Genomic DNA, 13,224 nt, shown 5'->3' with positions numbered 1-13,224 from the left:
GCGAGTCTTACGAGCGAGGAGTTCGCGGCCCGTCTCGCGTCCGAGTCGTCGAAGCGCATGCGACGAAGTCGCGAGTCTCGACGGCTCGGACGCGAGACACCAGGGGGCCGCGAACCCGCCGCGCCGAAGGCGCGGCCATTGGACACAGCAATCAAACACCGCCGTGGCGCATCCGGAAGATGGCCTTGGCCGTGCGCAGATGCCGTGGATGCCGGTCGAAGGTGGACAGATTCACCGCCGCGCGATACCGCTTGCGCGCGATCGCCAGCGTCCGGCTGAACTCGCGCAGTCCCTGATCGCCGTGATGGTGCCCCTGCCCGTATTCGCCGACCCCGCCGAACGGCAGCGCCGGAATCCCGGCGTAGGTGGTCGAAGAATTGATGGTCACAACGCCGACCCGCAGCTGCTCGGCGAAGGATTCGATACCGTGCACATCCCGGGTGAACACCGACACCGCGACACCATTGCCGACCGCATTGATCCGCTGCGCCGCCTCGTCCATATTCGCGACCCTGTTGACGATCAGCAGCGGCCCGATGCCCTCGCCGGTGATCGCGACACTCTCCTCCGGCACCTCGGTCAAGACGATCGGTTCGATGTAGGGATCGCGAATCGAATCCAGTCCGCCGACCACCGCGCGCCCGCCTCTGGCCACTGCGTCGCGCACCTGTCTGCGCACCACGTCGACCTGCGATTCCAGAATCATCGGACCGTAGGACGCGCGCTTGTCCGCGCCGGGCCGTAGCCGCCGCGCCTGCTCGATCACCAGTTCCAGAAATCGGTCGTAGACGGAGTTGGCGACATAGGCCCGCTGGATGCCGGTGGAGTTCTGGCCCGCATTGGCCATCGCGCCGAATACCGCGGCCTCGGCGGCCTCGTCGAGTTTGGCGTCGACGTGAACCACCATGGTGCCCTTGCCGTTTCGCTCGACCACCACCGGAGTCAAGGTCTGTGCGCACAGCGTGATCACCTCGCGCGCGCCCGCATCCGAACCGGCATAGGCGATTTTGTCCACCTTGGCGCGACACAGCGCCGCGGTGGTGGCGTGATCGCCGGTAACGACCTGCAGCACAGGTTGATTCGGCGCGAGCTTGTTCCAGCTGTCGGCCAGCCAGACGCCGACGCCGGTGGTGAGTTCATCGGGTTTGAACACCACGGCATTGCCCGCGGCCATCGCGTAGGCGATCGAGCCCATCGGGGTGAAGACCGGGTTGTTCCACGGCCCGAGCACCCCGACCACGCCGAGCGGCAGATAGCCGACGGAGGCGTGCTGGTTGCGCGTCAGCCAGGTGGAGCCGAGCTTGCGCCGATCCAGCACGCGCGCGGCATTGCGGGCCGCCCAATCCAGGTTCTCGACGGCGAGCATCACCTCGATTGCCGCGTCCGCCTGTGGTTTTCCGGTTTCCTCACACAGGATTTCCACCAATTCGCCTGCGCGCCTGGTGATACTGCGTTTCCAGTCCAGTAGCCAGCGTTTGCGGGCGTTGAATCCCAGTTCCGCCCACCATTTTTCGGCGGAGCGTGCGGCGCGCACGGTGCGGTTGATTTCGCCCGCGCCCATCACGGCATAGTTGCCGACGATTTCGCCGGTGCGCGGGTCATAGGACGTCAGCACGTTCGGTCGGCCCGATCCTCCCGTATGCGCTGCCAGCCTCGGCTGCGCGGTCTCGGCCATGGTCACCTCTCGCAGGGTCGATCCGCCGCAGCCGCTGAACGCTTGGTGAAGCAGCGCTGCCGCAAACGAGTGAGTGCGTTTTTCCCCCGTCTAGCAGACTATGGTCGCCGCGACGGCCCGACAAGGTGTCGCCACCGCCCCTACGCTGCCCCTCCAGGGCCGCCACCAGCGACGTTCTCAGGTCGGGTGGATCGGCGGAAATAAATGTGAGTAAGGACACAGTTAGGTCGCGGGCCGCTGGGTATGGCGCGGTCTGCCCTGTGGGGATGCCGCTGCCGGTAACATCACGCTTGGCGGCAGGGATCACCAACCGGGAAGTATTCATGCCCACACTCTTGGCGACCCGCGGTCGCCGCCCAGGCCCCGCGAACACCGCCGATCAGACACAGTGGAGAGTTGATGCCGAGCTTGAACCAAGCGGATTCGCATACCAGCGAGCCACCACCAATCGACGGTGGTGATGTCGCGGTCGCGGTTGCGGATGTCCGGAAGTCATTCGGCGATGTGCACGCGCTGCAGGGCATCAGCTTCACCGCCGCGCGGGCGAGCGTGCTGGGCATCCTCGGGCCCAACGGTGCGGGCAAGACCACCATGGTCAAAGTGCTGTCGACCTTGCTGCGCCCGGACTCCGGCACGGCTGTGGTCGCGGGCCACGATGTGCTGAAGGATCCGGCGGGTGTCCGCCGCTCGATCATGATGACCGGCCAGTACGCCGCGCTCGACGAGAACCTCTCCGGCCGGGAGAACCTGGAATTGTTCGGCCGACTGATGGGCCTGGGTAAATCGGCCGCCCGCAAGCGCGCGGACACCCTGCTCGAGGAATTCGACCTTGTGCACGCGGGCCGTCGTGCGGTGCGCCACTATTCCGGCGGTATGCGTCGTCGGGTCGATATCGCATGTGGGTTGGTGGTACGCCCCGAGGTGGTATTCCTCGACGAGCCGACCACCGGTCTGGATCCGCGCAGCAGGCAGGGCGTGTGGGATCTGGTGACCGCGCTGAAGAATCAGGGCATCACGGTGCTGCTCACCACGCAGTACCTCGAAGAAGCCGATGTGCTCAGCGACAACATCATCGTCATCGATAAGGGCACGGTGATCGCCGAGGGCACCGCCGACGAACTCAAGGAGAAGACCGGCGGCAGCTACTGCGAGGTAGTGCCGCTCGTTCCGGCCCAGCTCGGCAAGGCCACCACCGCACTCGGTGATCTGGTGCCCGCGGCCGTCCTCGCCGACATCAACGGCGGCGACCGGATCTCGATTCCCGCCCCCGACGGCGCGGCCACGCTGTCCGAGGCATTGCGCAGGCTCGACGCCGCCGGGATCCAATTGGCCGATATCGCGCTGCGCAGGCCCTCGCTCGACGATGTCTTCCTCTCCATCACCGGCCATTCGGGCGGCCACTAGTGAGTTCCACAACCGTCGAGCAGGCCGATTCGGCACTGCTCTTCGCCGAGCTGCCCGTGGCCAGGCTCTCTTACTTCGCGCAGTGGCGGGCGCTGGCCGGACGCATCGTGCGGACCATGGCCGTCAAGGGCGAACTGATCGTCGCGATGATCACTCCGCTGGTGTTCACGCTCGGCTTCTATCTGCCGCTGCGGTATGTCATGAAGTTCCAGGGCATCGATTACGCCCAGTTCGTCATGCCGATCATCGTGCTGCAGACCATGGCGTTCACGATGATGTCGAATGCGCAACTGTCCGCATATGAGGCGCTGACCGGTCTGAGCACGCGACTACAGACGATGCCGATCGGCATGCTGGTGCCGTTGAGCGCGCGGATCGGCGCGGGGCTGGTTCGTTCGCTGACCGCGCTGACCGCGGCGATCATCTTCGGCTACATGATCGGCTTCCGGTTCGTCGCCGGACTCGGTCAGGCCGTGCTGTTCTGCGTGTTCTCGATCGCGGTCGGCACCGTGCTCGCACTCGGCGCGGATGCGCTCGGCAGCCTGACCAAGAGTCCGGAATCGCTGAGTCAGGCATTGACGTTGCCCACCTTGATCTTCGGGATGCTGTCCTGCGGATTCGTCCCGGAACGCAGTTTTCCGATGTGGATCCGGCCGTTCGTGCGCAATCAGCCGATTTCCCAGTTCTCCTTCGCGCTGCGCGATATGGCCCACAACGGGGTGGCCTGGGATGTGCTGTGGGTGCCGCTGACCTGGCTCGGCGGTATGGCGATCGTCTTTACTCCGTTGGCGATCTGGGCGAGTGTGAGGCGGTCATGAGTTCTGTCGAGACCTTGGAGCGCATCGAGGTGGACGGATTCGACCCGCTGCCGCGGGTGGCCACGCCATCCGAACGCGCGCTGTCGACCTGGATCACGCACAGCCTGATCCAGTGCAAGCGGCTGCTGCTGGTGTGGGCGCGCGATCCCGCGACCACCATCCAGACGTTGATCTATCCGGCACTGACGCTTTTCATGTTCCGCGTCGTGCTCGGCAATTCGATCACCGCGGCCACCGGTAAGCCGAGTATCTATGGACAGGTCGCGCTGATCACTTTGGTCGCGGCGATGTCCGGTGCCGTGGTCAGCGCACTCGGCTTCAAGGGTGAGAAGTTCACCGGACTGCTCGGGCGGTTCTGGACCATGCCGGTGCATCGGGCGGCCGGACTGACCGGCAGGCTGTTCGCCGAGGCGGTCCGGGTGCTGGTCACCACGCTGTTCGTGATCGCGGTGGGCTTCACCCTCGGCTTCCGCTTCGGGCAGGGGCCGCTGGCGGCCGTCGCGTTGGTCGGCATTCCGGTGCTGTTCGGTGTCGGCTTCGCGGTGCTGGTCACGGCGCTGGCGACCATTACCGAGGGCGTCATGCTGGTCAGCATCATCGGCATCGTCAATACCCTGCTGATGTTCTTCAATTCCGGGTTCGTGCCGGTGATCGCCTATCCGGTCTGGTTGCAGGGCGTGGTCGCGAATCAGCCGATGAGCTGCGCCATCGATGCGATGAAGGGGCTGTCCTACGGCGGTGCCGTCGCCGAACCCCTGTTGAAGACCGTCGCCTGGGTTCTCGGGCTCATCGTGCTGTTCGCGTATCCCGCGATTCGCGGCTATCAGCGCGCCGCCGAAACCGGAGCCTGATCTTCGTCAGCCGATCCGTCCCTCTTCGCGGTCGGCTGCGGCGAAATCGAAATCGACCCAGCGGTTTCGATTCGTCCAGCCGACCAGGTCGTATCGCCAGCGGAAGGGCCAGGTGCGAGCGACGGTGTTGAAGAGGACTGCGCCGAGGACGGTGTAGTCGTCATGGGCGGAGAGCAGGGCGCGCTGCCCGCGGGGTGAGGCGCTGAAGAAGGCGTCGAACATGGAAATGGACTGTTCGGTGTTCAGGCGGCCCATGCCCCAGAGGCCGCGCATGCGCATCCAGTAGACCAGGCGGGCCCGCCACGGCCAGAGTTCGGCAACGGGGTCGCGGCCTTGCCGGAGAGCGGCGACGGCGGTGTCGACCAGGGCCAGCGAATCGGCGACGCTGTAGCCGGTGCAGGGATGCATCATGCCGCCGCGGGAGCCGAACGGAATCGCTTGGGCTGTCCCCTTTTTCGGCGGTGGCTGGTCCAGTGGGTAGTGCGCGGCCTCGGTCGGCTCGCCGCCGGTGAGCCGAATGCCGTGTGCGGCAAGGCGGCTCAGGGTCCGTCTGCGCAACTCGTGCTGCGGCATGCCGCCGCGCAGGCCGAGGCTGGTCTCCTCGAAGATCACCGTGTCGTCACCGAGCGGGACGGCATAGAGGAACGACGGCGGCTCATCTGGCCCCGCACCGTTCTCCGGACGCCAATCGAGCAGCAGTCCCTCGCCCTCGGTCACCATGGGCGCGGCGGTCTCGGCGTCGACGAAGATGCCGTGTGCACTTGCCGCGCGGCGCTGTCCGAGCGTCGGCAGCCCGCGGGTGTCGAAAACCGTTGCGGCCCTGAGGGGCGTGCCGTCCGCGAGTTCCACCTCGTGGGTCTCGACACGAGTTGCCCGCCCGGCGACAACGGTGGCATCGTCGAGCGGCAGCGCATCGCGCAGTCCGGTCTTCGACAGCACGCAGTAGGGGCGGTCGATCCGATGCTCGGCCTTCGTCCAGACCGTCGGCTTCGGAATACGCGCAGCAATCGCGCTCGACGGCAACCACTCCGGCAGTTCATCGATCCAGCAGGAGAACGTCGGCGGCCAGAGCCGCTCCGGACGCGGATCGACGGCGGCGACGCGGAACCCGGCGCGCACGGCCCGATGCGCCAGCGCTCGGCCGGTCGGTCCGAGCCCGACCACGCAGAGGTCGAATTCCCGGACCGCACTGTCACCCATATGCCGCATTCAATCCGCTCCGCCCGTGTGCCCGCAACACCGCTCCCCGCCGATGCGGCCAACCGCACACCCCGCGCGTGTGACCTGTACACCTGCCATAGACGGTGTAAAGGTCGGTACGTCGCTGCACGCAGGGCATCGCTTGCCTCGGGACTCTGCCGAACTCACGGCGCTGCCTACTTGGGGGTGATCCAAGTGGTGATGTCGGCGTGCACGACCTCGAGGTCGTGCTTGTCGTAGATGGACACCGGAACGGTCAACTCCTGCCCCTCGGTGATCCGGGTGAAGTCGGGCACCTCGGCCAGCTTCGCCACCGCGCGCAGACCGGTCTCGGCCTTGGCGAGGTACTGCACATTCATGGCCTTGGGGATCCAGCGATGGGTGTCGGGCACCGTGGCCTCGCTCAGCATGCCCATTGCCACCTCGGCCAGGTTGCACGCCGCGATCGCGTGGAAGGTGCCCAGGTGGTTGTGGATGCCGAACCACTTCGGCGAGGTCACCTCGCACAGTCCGGGCTCCAGTCGCACGACGCTCGGCAGCACCGTCCCGAAGTAGGGCACCCGGGCCACCATCCCGAGCGAGAACAGGGTGTGCCCCAGCCGGTTGTCCGGCAGCTTGTTCCAGATCCGATGAGTCGCGGTCGGTTTCGTCATGGCTCTATCTTACTCAGAAGTAAGTTTGCCAGCGGTGGGGACATGGCATGGTTCTGCGCCAGATGGCGCTCCGCAGCCCGCGCCGTATGGGCCACAGGGAACCCCCGCCGTGGCAGCCATCTGTTGGTGGCCATCCGCCTGCTGGTCGATACCCGCCGCCCGGCGCGTACCGCCCCTGATCGACCAGCTGGCTTGGGCGCGCCCGGGATTCACGCCCTGACCTGCTGAGGAGTCGTTGGTGGGGGGCGGATTTGAAGTCGCCAACGTGGTCGGGCATACTGTTCGGGTTGCCTTGCACCGGGTCATGCCGTTCGGCGGTTGTGGCGGGTGGTGAGGCGAGCAACACCCAATCGTGTACCTCGCTGGATATCCAGCGTAGGTGCGTCCGGGACAAAGGTTCCAGGCCAGGTGAAGTTTCGAACCGGGGCCGAGGAATGAGCGGATGGGCGACACGCCCGACCGCGTGGACCGGAGAACCATGACAGATGAACAGCGGCGAGGATCGGGCACGTCCCGGTCGCGGTCTCACTGTGTTGGATCTTGTCCGAGCGGGGGCCCTGCGTGATTACGCAGGCTGCCTCCTCCGGGCCAGAACCTCTCGGGCTGGGACGTCTTCGTGTGTTCGGGCTGTGCAATTGAAGGTGGTACGGAAGCCGGCTTCCGGATCACGAACGATAAGCGGAGAAAAGGACACTTAGCGTGGCGGGACAGAAGATCCGCATCAGGCTCAAGGCCTATGACCACGAAGCGATCGACGCGTCCGCGCGCAAGATCGTGGAGACGGTGACCCGCACCGGGGCCCGTGTGGTCGGGCCGGTGCCGTTGCCGACCGAAAAGAACGTGTACTGCGTCATCCGTTCGCCGCACAAGTACAAGGACTCGCGCGAGCACTTCGAGATGCGGACGCACAAGCGGCTGATCGACATCCTCGACCCGACGCCGAAGACGGTTGATGCCCTCATGCGCATCGACCTGCCGGCCAGCGTCGACGTCAACATTCAGTGACGGGGACTCGAGATATGACTGACAACAAGAACAGGCCGGCGGCCGGCATCCTGGGCACCAAGCTCGGTATGACCCAGGTGTTCGACGACAAGAACCGCGTCGTCCCCGTGACCGTCATCAAGGCCGGACCTAACGTCGTTACCCAGATCCGCACCGTGGAGCGCGACGGCTACAGCGCCGTCCAGGTCGCTTTCGGCGCCATCGACCCGCGCAAGGTGAACAAGCCGGTTTCCGGCCAGTTCGCCAAGGCCGGCGTCACCCCGCGCCGCCACGTCGCCGAGATCCGGGTCGCGGATGCCTCCACCTTCGAGGTCGGCCAGGAGATCAACGCCGATGTCTTCGAAGAGGGCGCCTACGTCGACGTCACCGGCACCAGCAAGGGCAAGGGCTTCGCAGGCACCATGAAGCGCCACGGCTTCCGTGGTCAGGGCGCTTCGCACGGTGCCCAGGCGGTGCACCGTCGCCCGGGTTCCATCGGTGGCTGCGCCACCCCCGGCCGCGTGTTCAAGGGCATGCGCATGTCGGGCCGCATGGGTAACGACCGCGTCACCACGCAGAACCTGTCGGTGCACAAGGTCGACGCCGAGAACGGCCTGCTGCTGATCAAGGGTGCGATCCCGGGTCGCAAGGGCAGCGTCGTGACCGTCAAGAGCGCAGTGAAGGGTGGTGCGCACGCATGACCAGCGTCGAGAAGAAGACCAACCTGACCCTCCCGGTCAAGGAACTCGGCGGCAAGACCAACGGCACCGTCGAGCTCCCCGCGGAGATCTTCGATACCACCGCGAACGTCTCGCTGATGCACCAGGTCGTTGTCGCGCAGCTCGCTGCCGCACGCCAGGGCACGCACGCGACGAAGACGCGCGGCGAGGTCTCCGGTGGTGGCAAGAAGCCGTACCGCCAGAAGGGCACCGGTCGCGCCCGTCAGGGCTCGACCCGCGCGCCGCAGTTCACCGGTGGTGGCACCGTGCACGGTCCGCAGCCGCGTGACTACAGCCAGCGCACCCCCAAGAAGATGATCCGCGCCGCGCTGCGTGGCGCCCTCTCGGATCGTGCGCGCAACGAGCGCATCCACGTGATCACCGAACTGGTCTCGGGTCAGACCCCGTCGACCAAGACCGCGAAGTTGTTCCTGTCCGAGCTGTCGGACCGGAAGAAGTTCCTGCTCGTCCTCGGACGTGAGGACATCGCGGGCTGGAAGAGCGTGCAGAACCTGGAGTTCGTGCACCCGATCGCGCCGGATCAGCTCAACACCTACGACGTGCTGGAAAGCGACGAAGTGGTGTTCAGCGTCGAGGCCTTGAACGCCTTCGTGCACGGCCCCGCCGAATCCGCACAGGAGGAGAGCAAGTGACCACGATCGCCGACCCCCGCGACATTCTGCTGGCGCCGGTCATCTCGGAGAAGTCCTACGGACTGATCGAGGAAGGTACCTACACCTTCATCGTGCACCCGGATTCCAACAAGACGCAGATCAAGATCGCCGTCGAGAAGGTCTTCGGTGTGAAGGTGACCAGCGTCAACACCGCCAACCGTCAGGGCAAGCGCAAGCGGACCCGCTTCGGTTACGGCAAGCGCAAGGACACCAAGCGCGCGCTCGTGACCATCTCGGCCGACAGCAAGCCCATCGAGATCTTCGGAGGCCCGGTCGCGTAAGCGCCTGGGAATCCAGAAAGCAGAGAAGAACTCATGGCAATCCGTAAGTACAAGCCGACTACGCCGGGCCGTCGTGGCTCCAGCGTCTCGGACTTCGCTGAGATCACTCGGTCGACCCCTGAGAAGTCGCTGATCCGCCCGCTGCACAGCAAGGGTGGCCGCAACGCTCACGGTCGTATCACCACCCGTCACCGCGGTGGCGGCCACAAGCGTGCCTACCGTCTGATCGACTTCCGTCGCCTGGACAAGGACGGCATCCCGGCCAAGGTCGCGCACATCGAGTACGACCCGAACCGCACCGCCAACATCGCGCTGCTGCACTACCGGGACGGCGAGAAGCGCTACATCATCGCCCCCAAGGGCGTGGTGCAGGGCACCCCGATCGAGTCCGGCCCGACCGCCGACATCAAGCCGGGTAACAACCTGCCGCTGCGCAACATCCCGACCGGTACCACGATCCACAACGTGGAGCTGCGTCCGGGCGGTGGCGCCAAGCTGGCCCGTGCCGCCGGCATGAGCATCCAGCTGCTCGGTAAGGAAGGCCCCTACGCCACGCTGCGTATGCCCTCCGGTGAGATCCGTCGCGTCGACGTGCGCTGCCGCGCCACCGTCGGCGAGGTCGGCAACGCCGAACAGTCGAACATCAACTGGGGTAAGGCCGGCCGTATGCGCTGGAAGGGTCGCCGCCCCACGGTCCGTGGTGTCGTCATGAACCCGGTCGACCACCCGCATGGTGGTGGTGAAGGCAAGACCTCCGGTGGTCGCCACCCGGTCTCGCCGTGGGGTCAGCCGGAAGGCCGTACCCGCAAGCCCAACCGTCCGAGCGACAAGCTCATCGTCCGCCGTCGCAAGACCGGCAAGAAGCGCTGAAGGAGGAGGTAAGAAATGCCACGCAGCCTCAAGAAGGGCCCGTTCGTCGACGACCACCTCCTCGCGAAGGTGGACGTTCAGAACGAAAAGGGCAGCAAGCAGGTCATCAAGACCTGGTCCCGTCGTTCGACCATCATCCCCGATTTCATCGGCCACACTTTCGCCGTCCACGACGGCCGCAAGCATGTGCCGGTGTTCGTCTCGGAGTCCATGGTCGGCCACAAGCTGGGTGAGTTCGCGCCCACCAGGACGTTCAAGAGCCACGTCAAGGAAGACCGGAAGAGCAAGCGGCGATGAGCGAATCAAACACAGCGACGGTTCAGAACCCGACTGCCCGGGCGACGGCGAAGCACGTTCGCGTCACCCCGATGAAGGCTCGCCGTGTCGTGGACCTGGTCCGCGGCAAGCGGGTCGAGGACGCCCTCGCGATCCTGAAGTTCGCGCCGCAGGCCGCGAGCGAGCCGGTCGCCAAGGTCGTGGCCAGCGCCGCGGCGAACGCCGAGAACAACCTCGGCCTGAACCCGTCGACCCTGGTGATCTCGACTGCCTACGTCGACGAGGGCGCGACCATGAAGCGTTTCCAGCCGCGGGCCCAGGGGCGCGCGTTCCGGATCCGCAAGCGCACCAGCCACATCACCATCGAGGTCGAGAGCGTGCCCACCGCCGGTGGATCCACTCGTAACCGCCGGAAGGGAGGGGCAAAGTAAATGGGACAGAAAATCAACCCCCATGGCTTCCGCCTCGGTATCACCACCGACTGGAAGTCGCGTTGGTACGCGGACAAGCAGTACGCGGACTACGTGAAGGAAGACGTCGCCATCCGCAAGCTCCTCGCCACCGGCATGGAGCGGGCGGGCATCTCCAAGGTGGAGATCGAGCGCACCCGTGACCGGGTTCGCGTCGACATCCACACCGCGCGCCCCGGCATCGTCATCGGTCGCCGCGGCGCCGAGGCCGATCGCATTCGCGCCGAGCTGGAGAAGCTCACCAAGAAGCAGGTGCAGCTGAACATCCTCGAGGTCAAGAACCCCGAGTCGGATGCGCAGCTCGTTGCCCAGGGTGTCGCCGAGCAGCTGTCCAACCGTGTGGCGTTCCGTCGCGCGATGCGCAAGGCCATCCAGTCGGCCATGCGTTCGCCGAACGTCAAGGGCATCCGCGTGCAGTGCTCGGGCCGCCTCGGTGGCGCCGAAATGTCGCGCTCGGAGTTCTACCGTGAGGGTCGCGTCCCGCTGCACACGCTGCGCGCGGACATCGACTACGGCCTCTACGAGGCCAAGACCACCTTCGGTCGCATCGGCGTGAAGGTCTGGATCTACAAGGGCGACATCGTCGGTGGCAAGCGTGAGGTCACGGCCGCGGCCGCGCCCGCCGCTGGTGACCGCCGCGAGCGCCGGGAGCGGCCGAGCCGCCCGCGTCGGTCCGGTTCCGCAGGCACCACCGCGACCAGCACCGAGGCCGGGCGTGCAGGCGCTGCTACCGCGGTTGCCGACGCCCCGGCAGAAACACAGGAGGGCTGACGCATGTTGATGCCACGGAAGGTCAAGCACCGGAAGCAGCATCACCCGAGCCGCAGCGGCATGGCCAAGGGCGGCACTTCGGTCGCGTTCGGTGAATTCGGCATCCAGGCTCTCGAGCCCGCCTACGTCACCAACCGGCAGATCGAGTCCGCGCGTATCGCGATGACCCGCCACATCAAGCGTGGCGGCAAGATCTGGATCAACATCTACCCGGATCGCCCGCTCACCAAGAAGCCGGCCGAAACCCGCATGGGTTCCGGTAAGGGCTCGCCGGAGTGGTGGATCGCGAACGTCAAGCCCGGACGCGTGATGTTCGAAATGAGTTACCCCAACGAGGAGATCGCTCGTGAGGCCCTGCGCCGCGCGATGCACAAGCTCCCCATGAAGTGCAGGATCGTGACCAGGGAGGAGCAGTTCTGATGGCTACCGGTACACCGGCCGCAGAGCTCCGCGAGCTCAACGAAGAGGAGCTCGTCGCCCGCCTGCGCGAGTCGAAGGAAGAGCTGTTCAATCTGCGCTTCCAGATGGCGACGGGTCAGCTGGACAACAACCGTCGCCTGCGCGTCGTGCGTCACGAGATCGCGCGCATCTACACGGTCATGCGTGAGCGCGAGCTCGGCCTGGCCTCGGCACCCGCTGGTAAGGGAGATGCGGCATGAGTGAAGAGAAAGTGACCCCCGAGGTCAAGCGCGGCACCCGCAAGGTCCGCATCGGCTACGTGGTCTCGGACAAGATGAACAAGACCATCGTCGTCGAGCTGGAAGACCGCACGCGGCACAAGCTCTACGGCAAGATCATTCGCTCCACCACCAAGGTGAAGGCGCATGACGAGGACGAGATCGCCGGTGTCGGCGACCGCGTCCAGCTGATGGAGACCCGCCCGCTGTCCGCCACCAAGCACTGGCGGTTGGTCGAGGTCCTGGAGAAGGCCAAGTAACCGTCGCGACTGCTTGCAGGTCGCTCGAAACGGTGAGCCTTTTCCGGCGGTAAAGCAAAGGCCCGCTTCCCATTTGGGAAGCGGGCCTTTTTCATATTTGCTCAGCGGTTCGGATTATTCACCCGGTCCGCGGTGGAGCCGGTCTATCGCTTCGATCGAATATCGATGCCATCGTTGTGCTGATGACGTTCGACAGCATCGGCAGCAATTGATCGCGGCACGGTGGATAGATCCAGTGCGCCCCTTCGCGAGTCCAGCGCCCGAGGCCTGTCGGTATCATCAGCGCGCTGCCGATGACGGGCACACAAATGTTTTTGCGTGCCAGCAGTTCCAGGACTTGATTACCCGGGGAGTAGTCCACGGCCGCGACGAAGGTCCAGCGGATCTGCCGTGCCAGCACTGGACCGGGAGTTCCCTGCTGTACCAAGGAATTTCGGACTTTTTCGGCCAATAGCTTGGGCATGTGGATAATGCCTAGATGGTTCGTCACCGGCAGCATGACGTAACCGCCGCGTTCCTCGGCGGGGAGATGAAACTGTTGGCGGTAGTAGTCCGCCCAATCGACGACGCTCTCGAGTTCCTCGGTGTCCACGGTGGCCTTTGTCCCGTTCAGCACTGCTGTCGTTTGGTTTGCAAGTAGC

The 13,224-nt window shown here is 65.6% G+C and carries 18 protein-coding genes; 14 read left to right on the top strand and 4 right to left on the bottom strand.

The annotated features are described in order from the left end of the window. Window positions 1-151: 151 nt before the first annotated feature. Complete coding sequence (locus tag ACIBW7_RS38680) at window positions 152-1,675, bottom strand: aldehyde dehydrogenase family protein (RefSeq protein ID WP_397055341.1); 1,524 nt, start codon at window positions 1,673-1,675, stop codon at window positions 152-154. A gap of 399 nt (window positions 1,676-2,074) precedes the next feature. Here ACIBW7_RS38680 and ACIBW7_RS38675 point away from each other — a divergent pair, with 399 nt between their 5' ends. From ACIBW7_RS38675 to ACIBW7_RS38665, 3 genes are read left to right on the top strand one after another with little or no spacing between them, the layout of a single operon-like run. Beyond that, complete coding sequence (locus ACIBW7_RS38675; RefSeq protein ID WP_397055331.1) at window positions 2,075-3,079, top strand: ATP-binding cassette domain-containing protein; 1,005 nt, start codon at window positions 2,075-2,077, stop codon at window positions 3,077-3,079. A 35-nt stretch (window positions 3,080-3,114) separates the two neighbouring features. After that, a complete protein-coding gene (locus tag ACIBW7_RS38670; RefSeq protein ID WP_397055339.1) occupies window positions 3,115-3,897 on the top strand; it encodes an ABC transporter permease in 783 nt (260 codons plus the stop codon). Beyond that, window positions 3,894-4,748 (top strand): ABC transporter permease, encoded by an 855-nt coding sequence (locus ACIBW7_RS38665; RefSeq protein WP_397055329.1) that lies wholly within the window; start codon window positions 3,894-3,896, stop codon window positions 4,746-4,748. Before ACIBW7_RS38670 ends, ACIBW7_RS38665 begins: the two co-directional genes overlap by 4 nt. A 6-nt stretch (window positions 4,749-4,754) precedes the next feature. Here ACIBW7_RS38665 and ACIBW7_RS38660 read toward each other — a convergent pair whose 3' ends face one another. Together ACIBW7_RS38660 and ACIBW7_RS38655 are read right to left on the bottom strand one after the other, a co-directional pair. Then, a complete protein-coding gene (locus ACIBW7_RS38660; RefSeq protein WP_397055327.1) occupies window positions 4,755-5,948 on the bottom strand; it encodes a lycopene cyclase family protein in 1,194 nt (397 codons plus the stop codon). Window positions 5,949-6,124: 176 nt separating this feature from the next. Further along, the gene (locus tag ACIBW7_RS38655; protein ID WP_397055326.1) at window positions 6,125-6,601 is read right to left on the bottom strand and encodes a hotdog fold domain-containing protein; all 477 of its coding nucleotides are present in this window, start codon (window positions 6,599-6,601) and stop codon (window positions 6,125-6,127) included. 699 nt (window positions 6,602-7,300) lie between these two features. Between ACIBW7_RS38655 and rpsJ the strand changes: the two genes are divergently transcribed. The 11 genes from rpsJ to rpsQ are packed head-to-tail and all read left to right on the top strand — an operon-like array spanning window position 7,301 to window position 12,583. Next, complete coding sequence (gene rpsJ, locus ACIBW7_RS38650) at window positions 7,301-7,606, top strand: 30S ribosomal protein S10 (RefSeq protein ID WP_003938093.1); 306 nt, start codon at window positions 7,301-7,303, stop codon at window positions 7,604-7,606. A 14-nt stretch (window positions 7,607-7,620) separates the two neighbouring features. Beyond that, window positions 7,621-8,286 (top strand): 50S ribosomal protein L3, encoded by a 666-nt coding sequence (rplC, locus tag ACIBW7_RS38645; RefSeq protein WP_040686545.1) that lies wholly within the window; start codon window positions 7,621-7,623, stop codon window positions 8,284-8,286. Continuing rightward, the gene (rplD, locus tag ACIBW7_RS38640) at window positions 8,283-8,957 is read left to right on the top strand and encodes a 50S ribosomal protein L4 (RefSeq protein WP_397055324.1); all 675 of its coding nucleotides are present in this window, start codon (window positions 8,283-8,285) and stop codon (window positions 8,955-8,957) included. Before rplC ends, rplD begins: the two co-directional genes overlap by 4 nt. Then, window positions 8,954-9,259 (top strand): 50S ribosomal protein L23, encoded by a 306-nt coding sequence (rplW, locus tag ACIBW7_RS38635; RefSeq protein ID WP_040686547.1) that lies wholly within the window; start codon window positions 8,954-8,956, stop codon window positions 9,257-9,259. Before rplD ends, rplW begins: the two co-directional genes overlap by 4 nt. A gap of 33 nt (window positions 9,260-9,292) precedes the next feature. Then, window positions 9,293-10,129: a 50S ribosomal protein L2 gene (rplB, locus tag ACIBW7_RS38630; RefSeq protein ID WP_364391068.1), complete on the top strand. Its 837-nt coding sequence runs from the start codon at window positions 9,293-9,295 to the stop codon at window positions 10,127-10,129. Between the two features lie 15 nt (window positions 10,130-10,144). Continuing rightward, the gene (gene rpsS / locus ACIBW7_RS38625; RefSeq protein ID WP_040686549.1) at window positions 10,145-10,426 is read left to right on the top strand and encodes a 30S ribosomal protein S19; all 282 of its coding nucleotides are present in this window, start codon (window positions 10,145-10,147) and stop codon (window positions 10,424-10,426) included. Then, window positions 10,423-10,836, top strand: a complete 414-nt coding sequence (gene rplV, locus ACIBW7_RS38620) for a 50S ribosomal protein L22 (RefSeq protein ID WP_397055321.1) — start codon at window positions 10,423-10,425, stop codon at window positions 10,834-10,836. Before rpsS ends, rplV begins: the two co-directional genes overlap by 4 nt. Further along, window positions 10,837-11,646 carry a 30S ribosomal protein S3 gene (rpsC, locus tag ACIBW7_RS38615; protein ID WP_040686551.1) on the top strand — a complete coding sequence of 270 codons (810 nt, stop codon included), beginning with the start codon at window positions 10,837-10,839 and terminating at the stop codon, window positions 11,644-11,646. Window positions 11,647-11,649: 3 nt separating this feature from the next. Then, a complete protein-coding gene (gene rplP, locus ACIBW7_RS38610; RefSeq protein WP_014981662.1) occupies window positions 11,650-12,066 on the top strand; it encodes a 50S ribosomal protein L16 in 417 nt (138 codons plus the stop codon). Further along, on the top strand, window positions 12,066-12,305 hold the full coding sequence (gene rpmC / locus ACIBW7_RS38605) for a 50S ribosomal protein L29 (RefSeq protein ID WP_040686552.1): 240 nt from the start codon (window positions 12,066-12,068) through the stop codon (window positions 12,303-12,305). The genes rplP and rpmC overlap by 1 nt, the downstream gene beginning before the upstream one ends. Further along, complete coding sequence (gene rpsQ, locus ACIBW7_RS38600) at window positions 12,302-12,583, top strand: 30S ribosomal protein S17 (protein WP_397055319.1); 282 nt, start codon at window positions 12,302-12,304, stop codon at window positions 12,581-12,583. The genes rpmC and rpsQ overlap by 4 nt, the downstream gene beginning before the upstream one ends. Before the next feature lie 118 nt (window positions 12,584-12,701). Here rpsQ and ACIBW7_RS38595 read toward each other — a convergent pair whose 3' ends face one another. Beyond that, entirely contained in the window at window positions 12,702-13,175 is a 474-nt protein-coding gene (locus ACIBW7_RS38595) for a hypothetical protein (RefSeq protein ID WP_397055317.1), read from the bottom strand. Window positions 13,176-13,224: the final 49 nt, after the last annotated feature.

It is taken from the genome of Nocardia sp. NPDC049526 (genome assembly GCF_044465765.1).
Classification (GTDB): domain Bacteria; phylum Actinomycetota; class Actinomycetes; order Mycobacteriales; family Mycobacteriaceae; genus Nocardia.
This window is presented reverse-complemented; position numbering and strand designations above follow the sequence as displayed.

Coding starts and splice junctions, on each gene's coding strand:
- ACIBW7_RS38660 (WP_397055327.1), bottom strand. CDS start 5,948: ATGGGTGACAGTGCGGTCCGGGAATTCGACCTCTGCGTGGTCGGGCTC.
- ACIBW7_RS38665 (WP_397055329.1), top strand. CDS start 3,894: ATGAGTTCTGTCGAGACCTTGGAGCGCATCGAGGTGGACGGATTCGAC.
- rpsC (WP_040686551.1), top strand. CDS start 10,837: ATGGGACAGAAAATCAACCCCCATGGCTTCCGCCTCGGTATCACCACC.
- rplP (WP_014981662.1), top strand. CDS start 11,650: ATGTTGATGCCACGGAAGGTCAAGCACCGGAAGCAGCATCACCCGAGC.
- rpsQ (WP_397055319.1), top strand. CDS start 12,302: ATGAGTGAAGAGAAAGTGACCCCCGAGGTCAAGCGCGGCACCCGCAAG.
- rplB (WP_364391068.1), top strand. CDS start 9,293: ATGGCAATCCGTAAGTACAAGCCGACTACGCCGGGCCGTCGTGGCTCC.
- ACIBW7_RS38675 (WP_397055331.1), top strand. CDS start 2,075: ATGCCGAGCTTGAACCAAGCGGATTCGCATACCAGCGAGCCACCACCA.
- rplD (WP_397055324.1), top strand. CDS start 8,283: ATGACCAGCGTCGAGAAGAAGACCAACCTGACCCTCCCGGTCAAGGAA.
- rpsS (WP_040686549.1), top strand. CDS start 10,145: ATGCCACGCAGCCTCAAGAAGGGCCCGTTCGTCGACGACCACCTCCTC.
- ACIBW7_RS38680 (WP_397055341.1), bottom strand. CDS start 1,675: ATGGCCGAGACCGCGCAGCCGAGGCTGGCAGCGCATACGGGAGGATCG.
- rpmC (WP_040686552.1), top strand. CDS start 12,066: ATGGCTACCGGTACACCGGCCGCAGAGCTCCGCGAGCTCAACGAAGAG.
- rplV (WP_397055321.1), top strand. CDS start 10,423: ATGAGCGAATCAAACACAGCGACGGTTCAGAACCCGACTGCCCGGGCG.
- ACIBW7_RS38655 (WP_397055326.1), bottom strand. CDS start 6,601: ATGACGAAACCGACCGCGACTCATCGGATCTGGAACAAGCTGCCGGAC.
- rplC (WP_040686545.1), top strand. CDS start 7,621: ATGACTGACAACAAGAACAGGCCGGCGGCCGGCATCCTGGGCACCAAG.